Genomic DNA, 20,019 nt, shown 5'->3' on the forward strand with positions numbered 1-20,019 from the left:
TCAGCGGCCCGCGGCGGTGAGCCGGTAGTCGGCTTCGAGCAGCATCCATCCGCTCAGCTGCACCGACAGGTCGCGGCTCAGATTCGCCGACGACGCGGCGGAGGTGTCGGCGAGCTGGAGGAAGACTCCCGGATGGTCCGGGACCACGACCGGACGGTTCCAGTCGGTACCGAACAGCGGCAGACCGTCGACTTCGGCGCGATGCGCCCAGGCCGCCTGGGCGGAGGCGTGCACGATATTCGCGGCGGTCGTGTTGCCCAGTGCCAGTGCGGTTTCGGCGAGATAGCGCGCGAGGATTCCCATGAAGAGCCCGGAGTCGTTGCCGGCGGACGCGGCGATCACTCCGGTGTCGGTGAGCCGGTGCTCGACCGCGGTCACGAGTGCCGCCGCACGGTCGCGGTGCCCCGATTCGCCGGTGCGCACAGCCAATTCGGTTTCCAGCCCGATGGTCACGCCCTGGCAGTAGGTGTGGACGGTGCGATCCACCTGGCCGCCGGGCTCGTGGACACCATCGTGGATCAGGCCACTGTCGGTGTCACGCAGTCGAGTGTTCAGGAAATCGGCGAGTTCACCGGCGCGGGACATGTCGCCGAGGCGAGCCATCGCGAGACCGGTCGGACCGATCGCCGCGGTGTTGTAGAAATCGTCGCCGGATCGCCACGGCACCGCGCCCACGTCGGGGTTCCATCCATCGTTCAAAGCGCCCCGCAGATCGCCGATCGCGTCGTCGAACCGGATATCGAGTAGTCGGTCGGCCCGTTCCAGCGTCAGCGCCAGCCACGCCATATCGTCGTAATACCGATTGGTCCATCCGGTGACATTGCGGGTTCGGATTCCCCGTGCGAGTGCGACCACCCGATCGACGCGGTCGGGGGTAGGTGCGCGGTGGGTGGCATCCACCGCGCAGTCGAGCAGATGCGCCTGCCACCAGTAGCACCATCGCCCGAATGCCCGTTCCGCCAGATCAGCCGGCCACACCAGCGCACCCAACCGGCGCTGCGGCAGCCCCCAGAGCGAGCGCACATGTCGCGCCACGATCGCCTGTTCCGCCAGATCCGCCCGCTCCCCCGCACCGAGGTCGCGGGAACGGCCCCGGATGATCGTCCCCGCCGGTGTCGGCGGCGCCACCGCCGCCAGCGCGATCGCCGCCCCCGCCGCATACAGCACACTGCGCCGACTGAACTCGTGGTTGCGGCGATGCATCCGCTCGGGCTCCTCCTCGTGGACATCGGCGTCGGCGCCGAATCTCCAGGATCCCGTGTCGGGATTGCCAGAGCCTGAACTGCTCCGGTGAGCCGCGGAAACGTTTGCGCAACCACCAGCCGAACCTGCCCGAGCCACCACCCGCCCGGCGGTTCCCGGGCTAGGACTCGCCGGTCTCGGTCCCCGGGGAATACGGCGAGCTGAAGCCGGAAATCCATTCGAACGATGTCGCACCCGGTTCGGCGACCCGGTCGGCAGCCCCGGCGAACGGAGCGTTGTTCTGCGTCAACCGGACGATGGCACGTTCGAGTGCGGGCAGGATCTCGGTGATCGCGATATCTCCGTGCGCGAAACGTCCCAGCAGGGCGTAGACCATGTTGGTCAGCACGAGGGCGAGATCGGCGGCGTAGTCCTCGTCGAGACTGGCGAACATCGTGCCGACGGCGGGCAACACCGCGGCGAAACCCTGGGCGTCGAGTCGCTGCCCGCCTGGACCGGAACGAGCATGCGAGTAGGCGGCCAGCATCCGGGGGTGACGCTCCCACGGTTCGAACACGTAGCGGGTCACCCGTATCAGCACATCGGCGAGCGATTCGCCGACTCGCGGCGGGTCGAGTTCGGTGTAGGTGTTGGTGGCCATCCAGTGGGCGACCGCCGTGAGGACGAGTTCGTCACGGGTGGGGTACAGCTTGTAGACCGTGGTCAGCGATACCTGCGCGAGGCGGGCCACCCGGCGCAGCTGAACCGCGTCGTAACCTTCCGATTCGAGCAGCGACAGGGTGGTTTCGGTGATTTTGCGCGCAGGATCACCTTCGCCCTTTCTGGCCACCATGTCACAGTAGTCCATCCACTTGTCCTGCCACCGAAGCGATCCGCCCTCAGATGCGGATGCCCACATCCTCGGCGACGAGATTGTCCACGGCCCGCTCCGCGACCGCCGCGATGGTCATCGACGGGTTGCATGCGGCGGCGCTGCCCGGCAGCAGCGCAGCGTCGAGAACGTAGAGACCCGGCTGGTCGTGGACGCGCCCGTTCAGATCGCACACCGAACCCATGCTCGCCCCGCCGAGCAGATGCCAGGTGGAGGGGAACAGCGTGTTGGTGTCGAGCAGTCCGGCCGCGGGGCCCACCCTGCGGCCCACCGAATTGCGCGGTCGGGTCATTCCAGACGTAGATGCGGTCGGCGTTGATGCCCCACTGCTGACCGAGGCCGTCCGGCAGGTGCTGAAAACCCGACCCGATCACCACATTCGGTGATCCTCATCCCTTGTTCAGTCGATACTGCAGCCGGAGACCGGCTTGTCCGCAAGTCGATCGAGAAGATAGGTGAACGCGTTGTCAGGACCGAAACCGTCGATGATCTCCGGCCCGAAGTGATTCGGGATGGTGGTTCCGGGCAGGATCGGCGGCAGATCGTTCGTGCGGAAGGTGACCGTCGCGCCCTTGGCGCACCAGTCTTCGGCGAGTCGGCGAGCCTGCCCGTACGGGACGGTGTCGTCGTTGAGACCGCTCGTGATCAGGACCGGCGTGGCCGGGGTGGAGTTACCGATGCGCAGTTCGGCCAGTACCGGTGTGGCTTCGGGCAATTCGGCGAGATGGGCGGACAACGGTCGGCCGTCGTTGGTCAGCGATGAGGTTTTCAGGAACGGGTGGTAGGTGATCACGTCCGCGATGCAGGAATTGCTCAAGGTCTCGAGCATGTCGCGCCCGGCCTGGCTGGTGACCTTGTCGACCGCACGGTGCAGTTCGGGGTAGCGCGCGAGCATGCCGTTGACGGCGAATCCGATCGCGCCGCCGATCAGCGCGCCGTCGATCTTGTCCAGGATCGCGGTCAGGTCGGCGACAGGTCCGCCGGCCCAGGTGCCTTTGAGATTCAGTTCCGGCGCGTAGGTCGGAGCCATCTCCGCGGCGGCGGCGGTGGCGCCACCGCCCTGGGAGTAGCCCCAGAGCACGGTAGGCGTCTCCGGCCCGACACCGCCCAGATTGTTGGCCGCGCGAACACCGTCGAGAATCGCGTGTCCGCTGTCGAACCGATTGGCGTAGGTGTGCATGCCGGGTGTGCCGAGGCCGATGTAATCGGTCACCAGCACTCGCGCGCCCAGACCGCTCCACACCACTGACGACGGCAACTCCTGGTTGGCCGACACCCCCAACGGCTGGGTGGACACTGCCAGCCCGGTCGAGAACGCCACCGACATCGCGCAACGGTCGGCCTGACCTGAAGTGCCGGGGCCGATCACCACCGTCGGGCGCGGTCCCGCGCCTTGCCACGGTCCGGTCGGCTCGATGTAGGTCCCGCTCACCGCGACCGGGGAACCGTCCTGCAGTCGCGACGTGTACATCACATGCTGCGCGCGGCCCGGCCACCCCTGTTCGGTGGGCGGTGTGACAAACAAGGTCATCGGCTGGGTTTTGATGATCGCGCCCGGTTCCTGCGGAATCTGGTCCGGCGGCGTGTAGAACGAGCTCATCGGCTCGGCCGAGACCTCACCGGCATCCGTCACCACACCGGCCACCGCCGTGGCACAAGCCAAGACCAACACCGCGACGATGCGCCCGGCCTGCGGCCACATCTGTCGAAGATCCTGTCGCTTCATCGAGAACCTCTCAGTCGACACCACTGACCGGCATCGTCGCCGCAGTGACTCAGGTCGCCGGAGAAGCAGATCATGATGCCTGTCACACCAGCGCCCGGTAGAGAGTAACATTGTTACTGTCAGACGATTCCACCGAGGGTTCGCCGGTCGATGGCCCGCTTGAGGATCTTGCCCGTGGCACCCTTGGGCAAGGCGTCGACGAACTGGATCACGCGCGGGATCTTGTACGCGGAGAGCCGTTCTCGCGCCCACACCGACACGTCGGCGGCATCGAGCACGGACTCCGGGCGGCGCACGACGACGGCGGCGACCTCCTCGCCGTAGTGGTCGTCAGGAACACCGATCACGGCCACCTCGACGATATCGGGATGCGCGAACAGGATCTCCTCGACCTCGCTCGGATAGACGTTGTACCCGCCACGAATGATCAGGTCCTTGGCCCGGTCGACGATGCGCAGGTCACCGTCGGCGTCGACGGCGCCCAGGTCCCCGGTGCGCAACCAGCCCTCGTGATCGAGAACGTCGGCGGTGTCCGACGGTCGCTCCCAGTAACCCTTCATCACCGTCGCGCCGCGGAGGAATATCTCGCCGATGGTCGACGGCGGGCACGGGCGGCCCGCCTCGTCACGGACCTCGATCCGGGTGAATGGTGTCGCGCCACCGACATAGCCGACCTTCGCACCCCGCTCGATGTCGGTGAAGGTGCCCATCGCCGTGGTTTCGGTGAGCCCGTACCCCTCGAGCAGGGTGCAGCCGAAGCGCGCCTGGAATTCCCTGGTCACCGCGACGGGCAATGACGCGCCGCCGGAGACGGCGATCCGCAGGTGGGCGAAGTCGGCGGAGTCGGCGTCGCCCGCGGTGTGCAGCATCGCGTTCCACATGGTCGGTACGCCGACCATGACGGTGAGCCGATCGCGGCGCAACATCGTTGTCATCGCCTGCGCGTCGAATCGGGAGAGCAACGACAGCGACCCACCGGCGGTGAAGGTTGTCATCATCACCGAGGCCTGGCCGAAGACATGGAACAGCGGCAGCGCTGTGCCCGTGCGGTCCGACCGCGTCGAACGGCTGCACGCGACACCGATCTCGCCTGCGGACAGCAGATTCGACACGGTCAGTTGCGCGCCCTTGGGACGACCGGTGGTGCCCGATGTGTAGAGGATCGCCGCGGTGTCGTCGGGGTCACGGTCACGAACCTCCGTCGACGCGAGACCCGCATCCGCGCCGGGCCTCAGGTTCCAGACCTGCACGCCGCGCGCCTGTGCCGCCGACGAGGCGGCGGGACCGAGTGCGTGCCAGGCGATGACGAGCGCGCAGCCCGCGTCGTCGAGGACGTAGTCGACTTCGTGCCGGGTCGACATCGTGTTGATCGGTACCACCACGGCACCGGCCACCTGAATCCCCAGGTAGGCGACGACGAATTCGGGCACCGACGGTGCGACGAGCAGAATGCGATCACCGACCCGCAGCCCCGACGCGACCAGCGCCGCGGCGTAATTGATACTCCTCGAACGCAATTGGTGATAGGTCCACGCGGCGAAGTCGCCGGGGACGGAGCTTTCGCCGCGAACGGCCACCGTGTCGGGGTGGGTATCGGCATGTCGCCGGACGGGATCGAAAAGATTTGCCATGGTCAGTCCTGTCGTCCTTGGTGGGGCGTCGCGTTTTCCTCGGCACGCGGATTGCCGACCAGCTCCGAGGAAGGCTCGCCGAAGGTCATGACCAGCTTGTCCTCGACGTAGCGGGGCCAGCCGGGGTCACCATGGGTGGCGAAACCGATCCAGGCCGAGTGCATTTCGTCAGCGATCCGCTGTGGCGGATTCGGACCGGTGATGCTGGTCGCCGCGGCCAAGGTGTCGAAGACGAAGGGCACCTCGAGTCCGTGTATCGCACCCAGATCCGCGCGCCGCCACCCGAACTCGTACAGGAACGCCGGAGTGTCGACAGCGGTCTGCGATTCGACGAGTTCCCTGGTGGGACCACGGAATACCGCGTCGGTCACCATCGCCGCGAACAGGTCCCCGGCAGTGGCCTCGGGACGGTTGACGGCGTACGGCCTGATCGACGAAGCGCCGATACCGAAGCGTGCGAGCGCGAACGGCAGCGCGTCGACAGTGATCGCGTCCCCGAGTCCGGTCGGCACCGTGAACAGCCGGAACTCCTCGGTGGTGCAGCCCGCGAGCAAGGCGATGCCACGGGCAGATCCCGCCGCGATCGCTTCGACGGGTACCGCGGGAAGAACATCGCCGTCCACGACCGGAAAGAAGCTCATGCCGGCCCCTGCGACCAGCACCGACTCCCCCCAGCGCGCCGGGTCCGGATCGCGGGCCAAGGCCGCACGGACCGACTCCTGCGCGGCCAGCAGCGCCGACGGTGGCACTGCCGCGAAGGCTTCCGCGGTCGCGGGCACACCCAATGCCTCAGCGAGTTCGCCACTCAGCACACGAGCATCGTCGACGGTCGCCGCGACGCCGCCGTTGCCGCTCTGCATGATCGCCCGTGTGAACAGCCCGGGGGCGGCGGGCGAGCTCAGCAACGAGGCGATGCTCATCGCACCCGCCGATTCGCCGAACACCGTCACGTTGTCGGGATCTCCGCCGAACGCCCGCACGTTCTCACGCACCCAGGCCAGCGCGAACAGCTGATCGAGCAGGCCGCGATTGGCCGGTGCACCGTCGAGCACGGCGAAGCCCGCAGCACCGAGCCGATAATTGATCGCCACGAGCACCACCCCGTCACGGGCGAAGGCGGTTCCGTCGTACGCCGGTACCGCGTTGGACCCGTGCACGAACGCACCTCCGTGGATCCACACCATGACCGGCAGGCCGCCCCCGCCGGGGTCGGGCGTCCAGATGTTCAGGTTCAAGCATTCCGTGCCCGCCACCAGATACGTGCCCAATATTTGTTCGATAGCGGGCGCGTAAGCGCCCTGCAGACACGTCGGCCCGAACGCGTCCGCTTCTCGAATCCCCGTCCAGCCCACCACCGGTGCGGGCGCCCGGAAGCGAGCCCGCCCCACCGGGGCAGCTGCGAAAGGCACTCCGAGAAACGCGCTGACACCGTCGACGGTCCGGCCTCGCACCTTGCCGCCGGTGACCTCGACGACCGGTCGCCCGGTGACCGCGGGCTTCACAGGTCGACCATGTCGTACTCGGCGACCCGGTCCATCAGGAATCGCAGATGGTCATCAGAGTTTCCGAGCGTCTGTTCGATGGCGGTGAGCCGCGCGAAGTAGCGCGATATCGGGTGTTCCTCGGTCATTCCGATGCCGCCGTGCAGTTGGACAGCTTCTTGACCGACGAACCGTGCCGACCGCCCGACACTCAGTTTCGCCCGCGAGGCCACGGTCTGGTCGATCAGGCCGTCGGCCATCGCCGTCGAGGCGTAAACGGACATGCCGTGGGCGAGAGCAACCGCGATGTGCATGTCGGCGGCGCGGTGGGTGAGCGCCTGGAAGCTGCGCAAGGGAACACCGAACTGTCTTCGGGTACAGAGATATTCGGCAGTGATACGCAAGGCCTCGGTCATCGCGCCCACAGCCTCGGCGCACAGCGCGGCCTGGGCCGCGACCTGGGCGGCTTCGATGGCCGAGTCGGCACCCAGCGCGGCCAACGGCTCGGCGGCGGCCTGTTCGAAGACGATGTCGGCCACGCGCATACCGTCATGGGTGGCACTTCCACGCCTGGTCACGCCCGCGTCGGCCGGGTCGACGAGGAACAGGCCGATACCGTCGGGCCCGGTCGCGCTGACAACGAGCAGGTCCGCTTCGGCACCGTAGAGAACGGGCGACTTACGCCCGCTCACTCGCCACGAAGCGCCCCGCCGGACCGCAGCCGTCGAGCAGGTTCGCAGTGGCCAGCGCGAGCACAGCTCCTCGTGTGCGAACGCGAGCCGCAGGTCCCCCGCCGCGACCTTCGGCAGCAGTTCGCGGCGCTGGCCAGGACTGGCCGCCTCGACCAGCAGGCTTCCCGGTAGGTAGGCGCAGTCGAGTACCGGAATCCGGGCCGGGCAGGCGCCGAGTTCCGACATCACGATCATGGCCTCGATCGGACCCGCACCCTGGCCACCGTCGGATTCGGGAAAGGTCAGCCCGAGCAACCCGAGGTCGGCGAAGGTGGCCCACAGATCATCCGACGCTACGTGCGCAGGGTCGGCCAGTATGTCGCTGACGGTCTCGCGCAACATCGTCTGTTCCGCAGTCGGTTCGAAATTCATGGTCTTGGCTCACAGTCCGAGGATCGTCGAGGCGATGATGCCGCGCTGCACCTCGGTCGATCCTCCGTAGATGGATGTCTTGCGGCAGTTGAGGTAGGCGGCGGTGCTGCGGCCCGTCCATCGGTTGTGGTCCGGCAGGAGCGCGCTCGGACCCGCGACCTCCATCATCAGTTCGGTGGCGGCCTGCTGGAGTTGGCTGCCACGGAGTTTCAGAATCGATGCCGTCTGCGCCGTCCGGTCTTGCTTCGCTCCGGCGATCGCGCCGATCTGGATCAATTCCAGTGCGAGCGTTTCGTTTTCGAGTTCGGTGAGCCGCGCGGCGAACAGCGGGTCGTCGAGCAGCGTGCCCTTGCCTACCCGGGTGTGACGGGCGCGCGTTTTGATCGTCGACAGCCGGACTTTGGTGCGTCCGATCGCGGCCATGCCGGTGCGCTCGTTGCCGAGCAGGAATTTCGCGTAGGTCCAGCCTTGATTCTCCTGTCCGACACGAAGTTCGGTCGGCACGCGGACGTCGTCGAGGAACACCTCGTTCACCTCGCGGCTGCCGCCGATGAGCTCGATCGGCCGCACCGTGACCCCGGCCGCATCCATCGGGATCAACAACAGCGAGATTCCCACTTGCTTCTTCGCCGCACCGGGGTCGGTACGGACCAGGCAGAACATCCAGTCCGCGTACTGGGCCATGCTGGTCCAGATCTTCTGCCCGTTGACGACGTAATCGTTGCCGTCGCGAGTCGCGGTGGTACGCAGGGAGGCGAGGTCCGAGCCGGCCTCGGGTTCGGAAAACCCCTGACACCACCAGATGTCGAGGTTGGCGGTCGGTGGCAGGAACCGGGCCTTCTGTTCCTCGGTGCCGAACCGGGCGATGACCGGGCCGATCATGTCGACATTGAAGGTCAGCGGTTCCGGTACCGACGCGAGCGCCATCTCGTCGTGCCAGAGATGGCGTTGAATCGGGGTCCAGTCCCGGCCACCCCACTGTTGCGGCCAGTTCGGCACCGCGATGCGGTTGGCATCGAGGATGCGCTGGGTGGTGACGAGCGCCTCGCGGCTGAGCTCACGTCCTTCCCGCACGCCATCGCGGATCTCGGGCGGAACTTCGTTGCGATACAGGGACCGCAGATGATTGCGGAAGGCGATCTCATCGCCGGTCAGTGCCAATTGCATGGTGGTTGTCGTCTTTCTGCGCTGGTGATCAGATGCCGGTAGCGGTGGCCACCACGTCGGCGAGCTCGACGAGGTGATCGATCTGTTCGGTCGTCGGAGCCCCGGCATGGGTGCTGTTGTCCGGGTTGTCGAGGGTTCGGCGCCGCACGCCTTCGGCGATGATCGCCAGCTTCCAGAGCCCGAGTGCGTGCCAGAAAGCCAGTGCCGCGGGGTCACGTCCGGTGTGGTCGAGGTATTCGTCGACGAGTTCCTGCCTGCTGGGGAACCCCGGCAGCGTGGTCATCTCGAATCCCGCGACCCCGGGTTCGCCCGGTTCCGTCCAATAGGCGAGCAGGCTGCCGAGGTCGGCGAGTGGGTCGCCGAGGGTGCACAACTCCCAGTCCAGAACCGCGGTGATCGAACCGTCGCCGGGCGCGATGATCATGTTGCGCAGGTGGAAGTCGCCGTGCACCAACGTCCGTTCCCGCTGTTCGGGGATCGCGACGGTCAGCCGATCGGTGAGCTGATCCACCAGCGGGAGATCCCGGGTTCGGGACTGTTCCCATTGCCTGGACCAGCGGCGGATCTGACGTTCGGCATAGAGACGGTGTCCGGCCAGGTCGGTCAGTCCGGTGGCGGTGAGGTCGACGGCGTGCACCTGCGCGAGTGCGCGGACCGACGCCAGCGCCGTGGCCCGACGCTGATGGGGCGTGAGCTGCTGCGCGACAGACATGTCCTCGATGACCTGCCCCTCGACATGCTCGAGCAAGACCATCGGGACGCCGTCCTGAGCACCCACGCCGAGAATCCGCGGCACCGGCACGTCGGTGTCGAACAAGGCGCCCATGACCCGCGCCTCGCGGACAACGTCGTGGGCAGAGGCGAGCAGCTCGCCCAGCGGCGGCCGGCGCAGCACCCAGCGACGGGCGGCGGTGTCGGTGACCAGGAACGTCAGGTTGGAATTGCCCCCACCGATGCGAGCGACCTCCACCGGGCCCGCGCACCGCAGACCGAGCGAGATCAGCCATTCGCGCAAGTGGACGCGGTCGATGGTCAGTTCGGCAGCACTGCCGGTGTTGTGCATGGATGCCGGGCACACGTCAGACTACTCCTTGAATGGAACGAATATGATTAGACGTTCCATCAAGCCCGCCGTCGTGTCAACCGATCTCTAGCAAATACGCGAGTTTTGCTCGAAATAGCTTTACTTGCAGTAAAGCCATGCTAGAACTTCTGGCAGTACAACGATGTCCTAGGAGTGCTCATGTCTTCTCCCGCCCGAACCACCGACCGCCGACGCCCCGGCGTCATGAAACGGCTGATCCTGGCCGCGACACTGTGCTGCGCCGCCGCTGCCGGTGCACCCGCCACCGCGCAGGCCGCTCCGCAGTACCCCGTCCCGTACGGGCTGATTCCCGGAATCGTCCACTTCGTCGACCGGGCCTCCCCGCCCGGAGCCAACGACTGGAACTGCCGCCCGAGCGCCGAACATCCGGAACCGGTGGTGCTGGTGCACGGTCTCACCGCGACGATGGCCGCCAACTGGACGACCATCGCCCCGCTGCTGGCGAACAACGGCTACTGCGTATTCGCCCTGAACTACGGCCTCGACCCGGCCGCACCGGTGCCGTTGAACCTGATTCCGGGCACGAAGTCGATGCGGGAATCATCGGCTCAGGAGCTCGCACCGTTCGTGGATCGCGTGCTCGCCGCTACCGGAGCGCAGAAGGTCGACCTCGTCGGCCACTCGGAAGGCACCGTGATGCCGCGGTGGTACATCAAGTACCTGGGCGGAGCGGCCAAGGTCGCCAAGTCGGTGAACCTGACCCCGCTCAACGACGGCACCAGAGCCGGCGGTCAGGCGCTGATCGCCCGCGCCCTCGACCTGCTCGGAGTATGGGACGATCTCCAACTCCGGTCCGAGGCATTCGGATTCGGCGCGAGCCTGCAGATGACGAGCGGCTCCGACTACCTCGACGCGGTGAACTCCGGTGACGCCTACCCCGCCGACATCGACTACACCTTCATCATGACCCGCTGGGATCAGGTGGTGGCTCCGCATACCAGCGGCATGGGACCGATCGCCGCGAACGTCACCAATATCGTCGTGCAGGACCAGTGCCCGCTGGCGATCTTCGAACATGCCGGCGCCGCCTCGGATCCGGTTGTCGCACAGCACATTCTCAACGCCCTCGATCCAGCCAACCGCGTGCCGGTCAACTGCTTCGCCCACCCGCGCAACGGCTGACGGTAGTCTGCTGCATCATGACCAGGTCCGATTCGGAGTCGGCCGACGACCGGCCGCGCCGCCGTTCCACGGCGGTGCGGCCATCCGACGACACGCTGCTCGACGGAGTGCTCTCGGTATTCGCCGCGCACGGCTTCGACAACGTCACCATGGAGCAACTGGCCACTGCGGCCGAAACCTCCAAACCGACGCTGTACGCGCACTTCGGAACCAAGGAACAGCTCTTCGACGCGTGTGTGCGCCGCGAGGCGGCGAGCCTGCTGGAGTGGATGCGGGAAAGCTACCGGCGCGCAGAGGGTTTCGATCTCGACCGGCACATCGCGACGACAACGCGAGCACTGTTCGACTTCGCCGCCACCCACGCCGAGGGCTTCCACGTGCTGTTCGGAGCGCCGACGGCGGGACGATCACACGAAGTACGGACCGCCACGATCCAGTCGGTCGCCGACACCGTCGCCGAACTGATCCGGCACGAATACGGTGGCGCCGACCTGCAGTGGGGCGCCAGCGCCGATTTCTGCGCGGCGGCGATCGCCGACATCGGGGTGCGCGGGGTGCAGCAAGCCATCGCCCAGCACCTCGATTTCACCGCGGCCGCGAACCTGACGGTCTCGATCATCGTCGCGGCGATGCGCCATCTCGATCCGGCCGCCGTGCGCGGGGTCGACGCGGGCACAACACCGACCGCAGAGCCATCCCTACCCGATGAGCCGACCGCGCCGGGCGACGCACCGCGGCCCCGCGATACGCAGTCGGCTCCGCTCCTGTCCTCCACCGCACCCCCCAATGATGTGCTCGACACCGCGATCCGTACCTTCCTTCGCGGTGAACGTCTGGAATTACATGCCGTAGCAACGGAACTCGGCATCAGCCGCACCACCATCTACCGCCGATTCGGCACCAGAGAAGACCTACTAGGTCTCGCCATAGCCCGTCAGTTCGAACGCCTCCTCAACGCGATCGACAGCGAGTGCGACAGCCGCGGCGCCCACCGCATCTCCGAAGTCTTCGATCGAATACTGCGCCGCCTGGCGGCCGACCCGGCACTGCGCACCTATCTCCAGAACGAATCACCGGCGGCCCTTCGACTGGTCACCCAGGCCGACGGACCGGTGCATCGCGGCAGCGTCGCACTGGTCGAGCGACTCATCCAGCGCGCCCAGGAACAGGACGGATACCGCCCTCCGATCGACCGAACAACCCTGGCTTTCGCCCTGGTCCGCCTCGGCGAGAGCTTCCTCTACAGCAACGCCGTCGCCGACACCGAAGGCGACATCGACCACCTTCTACAGGTGCAAACGACCCTGCTCGGAGTAGCCGGCCCGGTCGGCGGATCGTGAGTTCGGCGCTTCACACCGCGCGGAGTCGCTAACCTTGGTCGGGCGGCCACAGTGAAAGCGCAAGCGGCCGAGCAGGTTCGACGACCATCGGTTCGCTGTGAGGTCAGATGCCGTATCAAGCCGCTCCGTTCCTCCGCCGACTGGCCGCGAGACTCATCGACCTCGCGGTTTGCCTGGCGCTCACCTTTCTCATCGCCTTGCCGATGAGCCTGCCAGTGGTCCTCACGGCGATGGCGATCGGCGAGACGCACGAGAACGTTGTTTACAGCGTCGGTGCCTGGTTGTGCTATTTCGCCGCCTATATCGGGCCCGAGGTCTTCCTCCTGGTTCGCCGAGACGGACAGACGCTCGGCAAAGGCCTGCTCGGGCTACAGGTGGTTCCCGCCGATGCCTGGGCTCGACCTGGACTCGGCCTACGTCAGGCTGCCGTCCGGATGCTGATCATCTTCTTGCCGTTCTTCTTCATGTCGGTCGCGGGCAGCAACCCGGACTCGTCGGTGTTGAATGCGTTGGCGCTGATCGGATTCGGCATATTCGCGGTCAGCTGCGTGCTCGCGATGGTCACCGAAAACGGTCGTCGAGCGGTCCATGATCTGGCGACGGGAACACGGGTGGTTCGGGCCGCGACGCGCAGGATCGAGGTCAAGAAGGATCTACTGATGGTCCTGCCCGGCCGCGTCGATCTGTCCAAACGACGCCTGGACGGCTCTTCTCGATAGCACGCCCGGACTGCGGTGAAAGCTGTTCCAGCAAATCATATTTCAGACCGCTTCGTCTGTGGGATGGTGCCGGAATGCTGATCGAATACGGAGTGTGGGGTTCGCGATTGGTACTGGCTGGGGCCTTCGGACTGTCGACGTGGGGGAAGTTGGCGGACGGGCCCGCGACACGGAAGGCGGTGGCGGATTTCGGGATACCCATCAGGTGGGTTCCCATCGTGGCGATCGGACTACCGATAGCCGAAGGACTGGTGGCAGCCGGGGTGCTGTTGCCATGGACGGCCGCGGTCGCGGGCGGCGTGGCGTTGCTGCTGCTCGCAGGGTTCACCGCGGCGATCGTGCGGTTGCTGCTGCGGGGTGAGCATCCGAACTGCTCCTGCTTCGGGGCGGCGAGCGCGGGGCCGATCGGGGCCGCGACTTTGGTGCGCAACGGACTGTTGATGGCACTCGCCGCCCTGGTCACCGTGGGGGCGCTGCGATATCCGCGGGTTCCGGCCGGTTTGCCCGCCGAGGCCGCTGCCGGGCTGGCACTGATCGTGATCTTGGCGGTGGTGCTGCTCTGGACGCTCGGGGAGCTGCGCGCGCTGAGTCGGCGAGTCGACGAACAGGCGCTGTCGACGCTCGGCGCCGAGGGTCTGCCGGTCGGTGCGGTAGCGCCCGAGTTCGAGTTGCTGGCCGTCGAGGGTGGGCGGATCAGCTTGGAATCGCTCCTGGCGCCGGGCAAGGCAGTACTGCTGGTGTTCGTTCATCCCGGCTGCGAGATGTGCGCAGCGCTGGCTCGTGAGTTGCCACGGTGGCAATCACGGGCCCGGGAGATTCTGACGGTCGTGCTGGTCGGCAATGGTGATCTCACCGAACATGCCGCCTGGGGCCGCGCGCAGGAGGTGGGCGACATACCGGTGCTGGTGCAGCAGGGCAACGAGGCAGCCCTGCGCTACCGGGTTCGGGGCACGCCGTCGGCCGTATTGATCGGCGCGGACGGGCGGGTCGCGGGCGCTGTCGCGCGAGGTGCGATGGCGGTGCGGGAGTTGATCACCACGGCGAAGGCGGATTCCGGACGGCAGTCACCGCGTCGAGACGAGCTCGCCTCAGGGACGCGCCGATGAGCACTCCCCCGTTGCCCCGTTTCACGGACAGAAACCGACCGCTTCCCTAAACCGCTTGTTTCCCAACAGATTTCATTCACAGATGCGCTCATGCGCGCGCGATTCTGCCGATATACTCGGCCTCGCAACACGCTCGACTCCCGCTCGCTCGAAACACATCGACAAGGGGAAATGTCATGGCGCTCTTTGCATTCACCGACTACAGCGGAAAAGAGTTCATTTTCCAGCTGAACAACGAACAACGTATCGCGGAGGCGCGGCGGATCCTGTCCGGCGATGAGACGATGTCCATCCACGTCATGGGCAGAATCCGCAAGACCGCGCAGAGCTACAACCCCGGGTGGAACTTCCACCTGGATCCCGACACCATCACCTTTTTCACCATGGCCATCGAGGTCTGCGACTCGAGCATCGTGTACACCGAGGATCACCTCGACGAAGCATGCGGACCGTTCTTGCCCGGCTGCTTCTGGTGTCCCTGGTCGTCGCGACTGACTCGTGAAGTGACAGCCTCGGTCAGCGCCTGATGTCGGTTCCGGCCGACGCACAGAGCGTCGGCCGGAACAGCCTCTGCGAGTTAGTGATTCGTACCTCCGGATCAGGTGATATCCGCACGGTGCCGTGCCGCGTCGAAGGCGGTGAAGGCCGCGGCGGCGAGAATCATCAACGCCGAAACGAGCAGCGCCACGTCGAGTCCGTGATGGAAGGCCGCTTTGCCCGCGTTGAGCACCTCGGAAACCTTCGACAGGTATTTCAGGTACGGGCCGATGTCGACGCCCTCGGGAATCTTCCCGAGTTCCACCGCTTGGATGGCGTCGGGCTGTAGCGAAGTCGGCAAACCCAGTTCGTTCATGCGCGCCTTCAGGTCCGCGGACAGGAATCCACTCACCAGCGAACCGAGGACCGCGACACCGAACGCCGAGCCGACCTGGCGCATCGTATTGGTCACCGCGGCAGCCATTCCCGAGTGTTCGGCCGGGACGCCCGACATCACGGCCGACGTCAACGGCACCACCGCGATCCCGAAGCCGAAGCCCGCCACCGCCATCGCGGCCGACAGCGAAGGATCGTGGATTTCCCCGGACAGCATGTGGCGGGTCAGCAAGATCCCGCCCGCGCCGACCACGCAGCCGAGAATCATCGGGGTGAGCGCACCTCGCCTCGCCACCCAGAGTCCCGCGAGCAGCGAACCGATCACGATCGCGACGGCCATCGGCGCGAAGACCGTGGCCGTGCGCGCACCCGAATACGACTGCATCACTTGCAGATACAGCGCGGTGAAGAAGAAGATCGAAAAGATACCGAAATAGACGGCGAAGGCCACGAGCAGTGCGCTGCGCACGGCGGGAAAGCGTAGGTAGTGCAAGTCGAGCATGGGTGCGCGCGCTCGTGTTTCGACGGCGATGAAACCGACGAATGCGAGCACACCTATCGCGAAGAACGCGAGCACCGACGGCGCGGTGTAGCCCCGGTCCTGACCGGAGATCGCGGCATAGATCACCGACCCGAACGCAGCCGCGCCGAGCACCGCGCCGGCCCAGTCGATGGGCTCCGGACTGGGATCGGCGCTTTCCGGCACCGACCACAGCGCGATGACGAGCGCCACCGCCGCGATCACCAGGTTGAACCAGAAGATCGAGCGCCACCCGTACGCGTGGACCAGCACGCCGCCCAGCACCGGTCCCGCCGCCAACGCCAGCCCCGATACCGCCGCCCACACACCGATGGCTTTGGCGCGAGTCCGATCGTCGGGAAAGACATGGCGCAGCACAGACAGCGTTCCCGGTTCCGACGCCGCGGCGCCCAGTCCCATGATCGCGCGGCCCGCGATGAGCACCGCGACACTGCTCGCGAGCGCGGAGACCACCGACCCGGCGCAGAAGATCACCAAACCGACGATCATCACCCGCTTGCGCCCCCACCTGTCCCCCAGCGAGCCACCCGCCAGCATCAACCCGGCGAACACCACGGTGTAGGAGTTGACCACCCACTGCAACATCGTCACGTCGGCACTCAGATCGCGCCGGATGTCCCCCAGCGCCACACTCACGATCGTGGTGTCGAGGAACGTCACGAAAACCACCACAGCGACCGCGGTCAGAGCGATGCGTGGTCGCGCCGCCCCGCCCGGCGCTTTGCCCATCGGTATCACGGGCCACAGGTTACTGGCGGGTTCGTCCGTATGCGAGCCGAAGGGTCGACTCGCCCGGCGCGTGGGTGTGCGAGACTGAGGCGGTGAGCGATGCCGGTGCGGGCACCTACGTCGAGGCGGGCGAGTTCCGTCGCGACACCAACTACATCACCACGCGGATCACCGCCGACGGAGGTGATGGATACCCCGTCGAAGCTGGTCGCTACCGACTCGTCGCGGCCAGAGCCTGTCCGTGGGCGAATCGCACGCTGATCGTGCGGCGGCTGCTCGGGCTCGAGCCGGTGCTGTCACTGGGCCTGTGTGGGCCCACCCACGACAAGCTGAGCTGGACCTTCGATCTGGATCCGGGCGAGGTCGACCCGGTCCTCGGCATCCACTACCTGCGCGACGCCTATCTGGCCCGGTTCCCGGACTATCCGCGTGGGATCACCGTGCCCGCCGTCGTCGAGATCGCGACCGGGCAGGTCGTCACCAACGACTACGCACAGATGACCCTGGATTTCTCCACGGAATGGACCGCGTATCACCGGCCGGGCGCACCGCAGTTGTATCCCGAACCGCTGCGCGCGCAGATCGACGAGATCAACCGGGACGTGTTCCGCGACATCAACAATGGCGTCTACCGGTGTGGTTTCGCCGGCGATCAGGACGCCTACGATGCCGCGTACGCTCGGCTCTTCGCCGCCCTCGACCGGATCGCCGATCGACTGAGCACGCAGCGCTATCTGGTCGGTGACACGATCACCGAGGCCGACGTGCGGCTGTTCACCACGCTGGCCCGTTTCGATCCCGTCTATCACGGCCATTTCAAGTGCAACCGCACCAAACTCAGCGAGATGCCGGTGCTGTGGGCGTATGCCCGTGACCTGTTCCAGACCCCCGGGTTCGGCGACACCATCGACTTCGGGCAGATCAAGGAGCACTACTACGTGGTGCACCGCGATATCAACCCCACCGGAATCGTTCCCGCGGGGCCAGACCTGTCGAATTGGCTCACCCCGCACCATCGCGAGGAACTGGGTGGGCGCCCCTTCGGCGACGGCACCCCGCCACCTGCGCCGGTTTCTGCTGAACAGGTACCCCCGATCGGCTGAGACCTTCACCGACAGACGGTCCGGATAGTCAAGCGCGGCAACAGCTTCCGAAGACCGGTTCACGATCTGCGGGACGGAATCGTGTCGGTGGTCATCGCTAGCGTGCTCAGGTATGGACACCATGCCCGACGGACGTTTCACCGACTTGCTGACGCAGTTGCGTGCGGGTGACTTCCGCACGTTCGTCCGAGCCGACGTCGAACGGGTGTGCCGCACCGCGGGATGGACCCTGATCAGCGACGGTTCTGTCGACATCCCGCACACACCCTCCGGTGGCCGAATTCGCGACGACCACGATCCGTATGCCGAGAGCGAGCGGATGCAGCTGTCCATCGCCGTCGCGACCATCGAGGCCGAACAGTTCCGTCGCTACCTGGACCTCGCGGTGGCGACATGGGGTCCGCCCACCTGGTATTGCGGTCTGGCGGATCTCGGTGTCGGCTGGGTCGACGGCGATACGCTGCGTGCGCTCGAGTTCTCCGAGTGGGGAGGCTTGACCGTGCGGGTCGAGTCCACCGATTCCGATGCCAACAGCAGGTGGTGGCACTGGAAGACCCAGTACCACTATCCCGAATTCGGCGACGCGGACGACCGGATTCCGGTTGACGAGCACGATATCGAGTACAACAGCGCCGACGACTACGAGGTCAGCTTCACCTGGTCCGCCTCACCGGCCGGTTCGGACGGCCGCGGCAGCGAGATCTGGAGCGTCTATACCCTCGGTCATCTACGCGGCCTACTGACCGATCTGCTGCGCAGCGTTCACCTCGCCATGCGCGCGCTCGGCCCCGGCCCCGAGCCGCTCGTGCTGCACTTCTTCGACCGCGACAAGACACCGGAGCGATACGCCCAACTCGAGTTGTCCCCGACCGAGATCCGCCTGCGCGCCTTCACCACCGAATCCACCCGCCCACACCTCGACGAGCTCGGCTTCGTGGACTGTGGCGACGGCAGCTCCACGCGGATGTGGCCGACCGAGCGCGACCAGGCACGAGCCGCCGCCACCGTCACCACGGTTTTCCTGCACCGAATCGGGCTCGGCACCGAGAAGCTGACGATGGCCGAGTCGGGCAAGCCACTGTCGATCGACAACTTCACGGTGGATCTACAGGTCGATCTGGAAGGCGATGACGAGGATCTGAGTTGACCGTCAGCTGTCCTGCACGCGCTCGAACGGCCCGTCCGACAGTTCGGGTCGGTGCCCGAGGCGGCCGATCAGCGCGGCGAGCAGGAGCAGGGTTCCCAAGATCACGACGTGTGCGGCGAACAGCACCAGCATGGGTAGTGCGAAGCCCTCGTCGGTGAGGACACCGCGGTCGCTGACGCAGTACAGCGTGTAGTTGGTCGAGGTTCCTTCGGAGTCGTGGAAGGTGTCGGAGACGACCACGGGCTCGGTGGCCGGAGACGAACAGAACAGCGGTGCGGTGAGTTTCGCTTCGCCCGGCCAGACGGCGACGGCAACAATAATTGTCAGAAAAGCGGCGGCGCTGACGAGGGAAACCGCTGCTACCAGTACGCGTCGCATGCGCTACACCTGCTGTGCTCGGAGGAATGTGCCGGTGCGGTCGAATTCGACGACCATCTCCGAGCGCGGCGACAAGACGTTGGCGACGATGCGGATCTCGCGGCCGAAACGACTCACCACGATGACGGTGACCTGGCCGTCGGGCAGCTCGCTACGGGCGAGGGCGGTGTCGACGATCTCTTCTACCCGCGACAGGCCGGGCACCTCGCTGACGGTGAAATCCTCGCCGTCGAGATCGTCGAAGGCGGAAACCCGGACCGGGCGTGGTGCGCTCAAATCCCCGAGGGTGAAGGAATAGTCGTCGAGTTGCCGCGAACGATCAGGTGGCCGCACACGCAGGCGGACGGTGGGTGCCCGAGCGGCCAGCACTGCGTCGTCGGCCATGAACCGCGTGATCTGGGCGGGTTGATCGTCCAAGGTCAGGCGGAACTGGGTCGAGTTCGGCGGAGTGAGGATGATGAGGTTCGCTTCGACGTCGGTGACGCCGGTTCGCTGGGTGAGCGCCGCGATGGCGTCCTGCGGCAACGCACTCACCAAACCGCCGCCACGCGTTCGGAGCTGATCCTCGAATTGCGCCCGGTCCACCGCACCCACGCAGCCGCTGGTAGTGCCGAGCACGATCAGGCAGACGAGGACCCGAAACCATCTGCCACCACGCATATCCCGAATGCTAG

18 protein-coding genes and 1 pseudogene are annotated in these 20,019 nt (G+C 66.4%); 7 read left to right on the plus strand and 12 right to left on the minus strand.

Annotation, left to right across the window (positions count from 1 at the left end):
• The 9 genes and pseudogenes from OHS03_RS11755 to OHS03_RS11795 form a co-directional block, all read right to left on the minus strand.
• Positions 1–1,203, minus strand: coding sequence for a glycoside hydrolase family 76 protein (locus tag OHS03_RS11755; RefSeq protein WP_328662763.1), 1,203 nt, complete (start codon positions 1,201–1,203; stop codon positions 1–3).
• 160 nt (positions 1,204–1,363) lie between these two features.
• Positions 1,364–2,050 (minus strand): TetR/AcrR family transcriptional regulator, encoded by a 687-nt coding sequence (locus OHS03_RS11760; RefSeq protein ID WP_063920472.1) that lies wholly within the window; start codon positions 2,048–2,050, stop codon positions 1,364–1,366.
• Positions 2,051–2,081: 31 nt separating this feature from the next.
• Positions 2,082–2,330, minus strand: a pseudogene (locus tag OHS03_RS11765) (GMC oxidoreductase); the annotation flags it as partial.
• 144 nt (positions 2,331–2,474) lie between these two features.
• A complete protein-coding gene (locus OHS03_RS11770; protein ID WP_328662764.1) occupies positions 2,475–3,800 on the minus strand; it encodes a lipase family protein in 1,326 nt (441 codons plus the stop codon).
• 119 nt (positions 3,801–3,919) lie between these two features.
• Positions 3,920–5,431: a class I adenylate-forming enzyme family protein gene (locus OHS03_RS11775; RefSeq protein WP_328662765.1), complete on the minus strand. Its 1,512-nt coding sequence runs from the start codon at positions 5,429–5,431 to the stop codon at positions 3,920–3,922.
• A gap of 2 nt (positions 5,432–5,433) precedes the next feature.
• Complete coding sequence (locus OHS03_RS11780; RefSeq protein ID WP_328662766.1) at positions 5,434–6,933, minus strand: carboxylesterase/lipase family protein; 1,500 nt, start codon at positions 6,931–6,933, stop codon at positions 5,434–5,436.
• A complete protein-coding gene (locus OHS03_RS11785) occupies positions 6,930–8,015 on the minus strand; it encodes an acyl-CoA dehydrogenase family protein (protein ID WP_328662767.1) in 1,086 nt (361 codons plus the stop codon). Before OHS03_RS11785 ends, OHS03_RS11780 begins: the two co-directional genes overlap by 4 nt.
• Positions 8,016–8,024: 9 nt before the next feature.
• Positions 8,025–9,182: an acyl-CoA dehydrogenase family protein gene (locus OHS03_RS11790; RefSeq protein WP_328662768.1), complete on the minus strand. Its 1,158-nt coding sequence runs from the start codon at positions 9,180–9,182 to the stop codon at positions 8,025–8,027.
• A 28-nt stretch (positions 9,183–9,210) separates the two neighbouring features.
• Complete coding sequence (locus OHS03_RS11795) at positions 9,211–10,245, minus strand: phosphotransferase family protein (protein WP_328664181.1); 1,035 nt, start codon at positions 10,243–10,245, stop codon at positions 9,211–9,213.
• Between the two features lie 180 nt (positions 10,246–10,425).
• On the opposite strand from OHS03_RS11795, the gene OHS03_RS11800 reads away from it, so the two are divergent.
• The 5 genes from OHS03_RS11800 (at position 10,426) to OHS03_RS11820 (ending at position 15,101) form a co-directional block, all read left to right on the plus strand.
• Positions 10,426–11,409: a lipase family alpha/beta hydrolase gene (locus tag OHS03_RS11800; RefSeq protein WP_328662769.1), complete on the plus strand. Its 984-nt coding sequence runs from the start codon at positions 10,426–10,428 to the stop codon at positions 11,407–11,409.
• A 17-nt stretch (positions 11,410–11,426) separates the two neighbouring features.
• Entirely contained in the window at positions 11,427–12,749 is a 1,323-nt protein-coding gene (locus tag OHS03_RS11805; RefSeq protein ID WP_328662770.1) for a TetR/AcrR family transcriptional regulator, read from the plus strand.
• 107 nt (positions 12,750–12,856) lie between these two features.
• Positions 12,857–13,468, plus strand: coding sequence for an RDD family protein (locus OHS03_RS11810; RefSeq protein WP_328662771.1), 612 nt, complete (start codon positions 12,857–12,859; stop codon positions 13,466–13,468).
• A 74-nt stretch (positions 13,469–13,542) separates the two neighbouring features.
• Positions 13,543–14,574 carry a MauE/DoxX family redox-associated membrane protein gene (locus tag OHS03_RS11815; RefSeq protein WP_328662772.1) on the plus strand — a complete coding sequence of 344 codons (1,032 nt, stop codon included), beginning with the start codon at positions 13,543–13,545 and terminating at the stop codon, positions 14,572–14,574.
• 176 nt (positions 14,575–14,750) lie between these two features.
• The gene (locus OHS03_RS11820) at positions 14,751–15,101 is read left to right on the plus strand and encodes a BP74-related protein (protein WP_328662773.1); all 351 of its coding nucleotides are present in this window, start codon (positions 14,751–14,753) and stop codon (positions 15,099–15,101) included.
• 71 nt (positions 15,102–15,172) lie between these two features.
• Here OHS03_RS11820 and OHS03_RS11825 read toward each other — a convergent pair whose 3' ends face one another.
• On the minus strand, positions 15,173–16,717 hold the full coding sequence (locus OHS03_RS11825) for an MFS transporter (RefSeq protein ID WP_328664183.1): 1,545 nt from the start codon (positions 16,715–16,717) through the stop codon (positions 15,173–15,175).
• Positions 16,718–16,809: 92 nt separating this feature from the next.
• On the opposite strand from OHS03_RS11825, the gene OHS03_RS11830 reads away from it, so the two are divergent.
• Both OHS03_RS11830 and OHS03_RS11835 read left to right on the plus strand, forming a co-directional pair.
• Entirely contained in the window at positions 16,810–17,820 is a 1,011-nt protein-coding gene (locus tag OHS03_RS11830) for a glutathione S-transferase family protein (protein WP_328662774.1), read from the plus strand.
• A gap of 112 nt (positions 17,821–17,932) precedes the next feature.
• Positions 17,933–18,967, plus strand: a complete 1,035-nt coding sequence (locus OHS03_RS11835) for a hypothetical protein (RefSeq protein ID WP_328662775.1) — start codon at positions 17,933–17,935, stop codon at positions 18,965–18,967.
• Between the two features lie 3 nt (positions 18,968–18,970).
• Here OHS03_RS11835 and OHS03_RS11840 read toward each other — a convergent pair whose 3' ends face one another.
• Entirely contained in the window at positions 18,971–19,345 is a 375-nt protein-coding gene (locus tag OHS03_RS11840) for a hypothetical protein (RefSeq protein WP_328662776.1), read from the minus strand.
• Positions 19,346–19,348: 3 nt separating this feature from the next.
• Positions 19,349–20,005, minus strand: coding sequence for a hypothetical protein (locus OHS03_RS11845; RefSeq protein ID WP_328662777.1), 657 nt, complete (start codon positions 20,003–20,005; stop codon positions 19,349–19,351).
• Positions 20,006–20,019 lie beyond the last annotated feature (14 nt).

It is taken from the genome of Nocardia salmonicida (genome assembly GCF_036142455.1).
Lineage (GTDB): Bacteria > Actinomycetota > Actinomycetes > Mycobacteriales > Mycobacteriaceae > Nocardia > Nocardia salmonicida.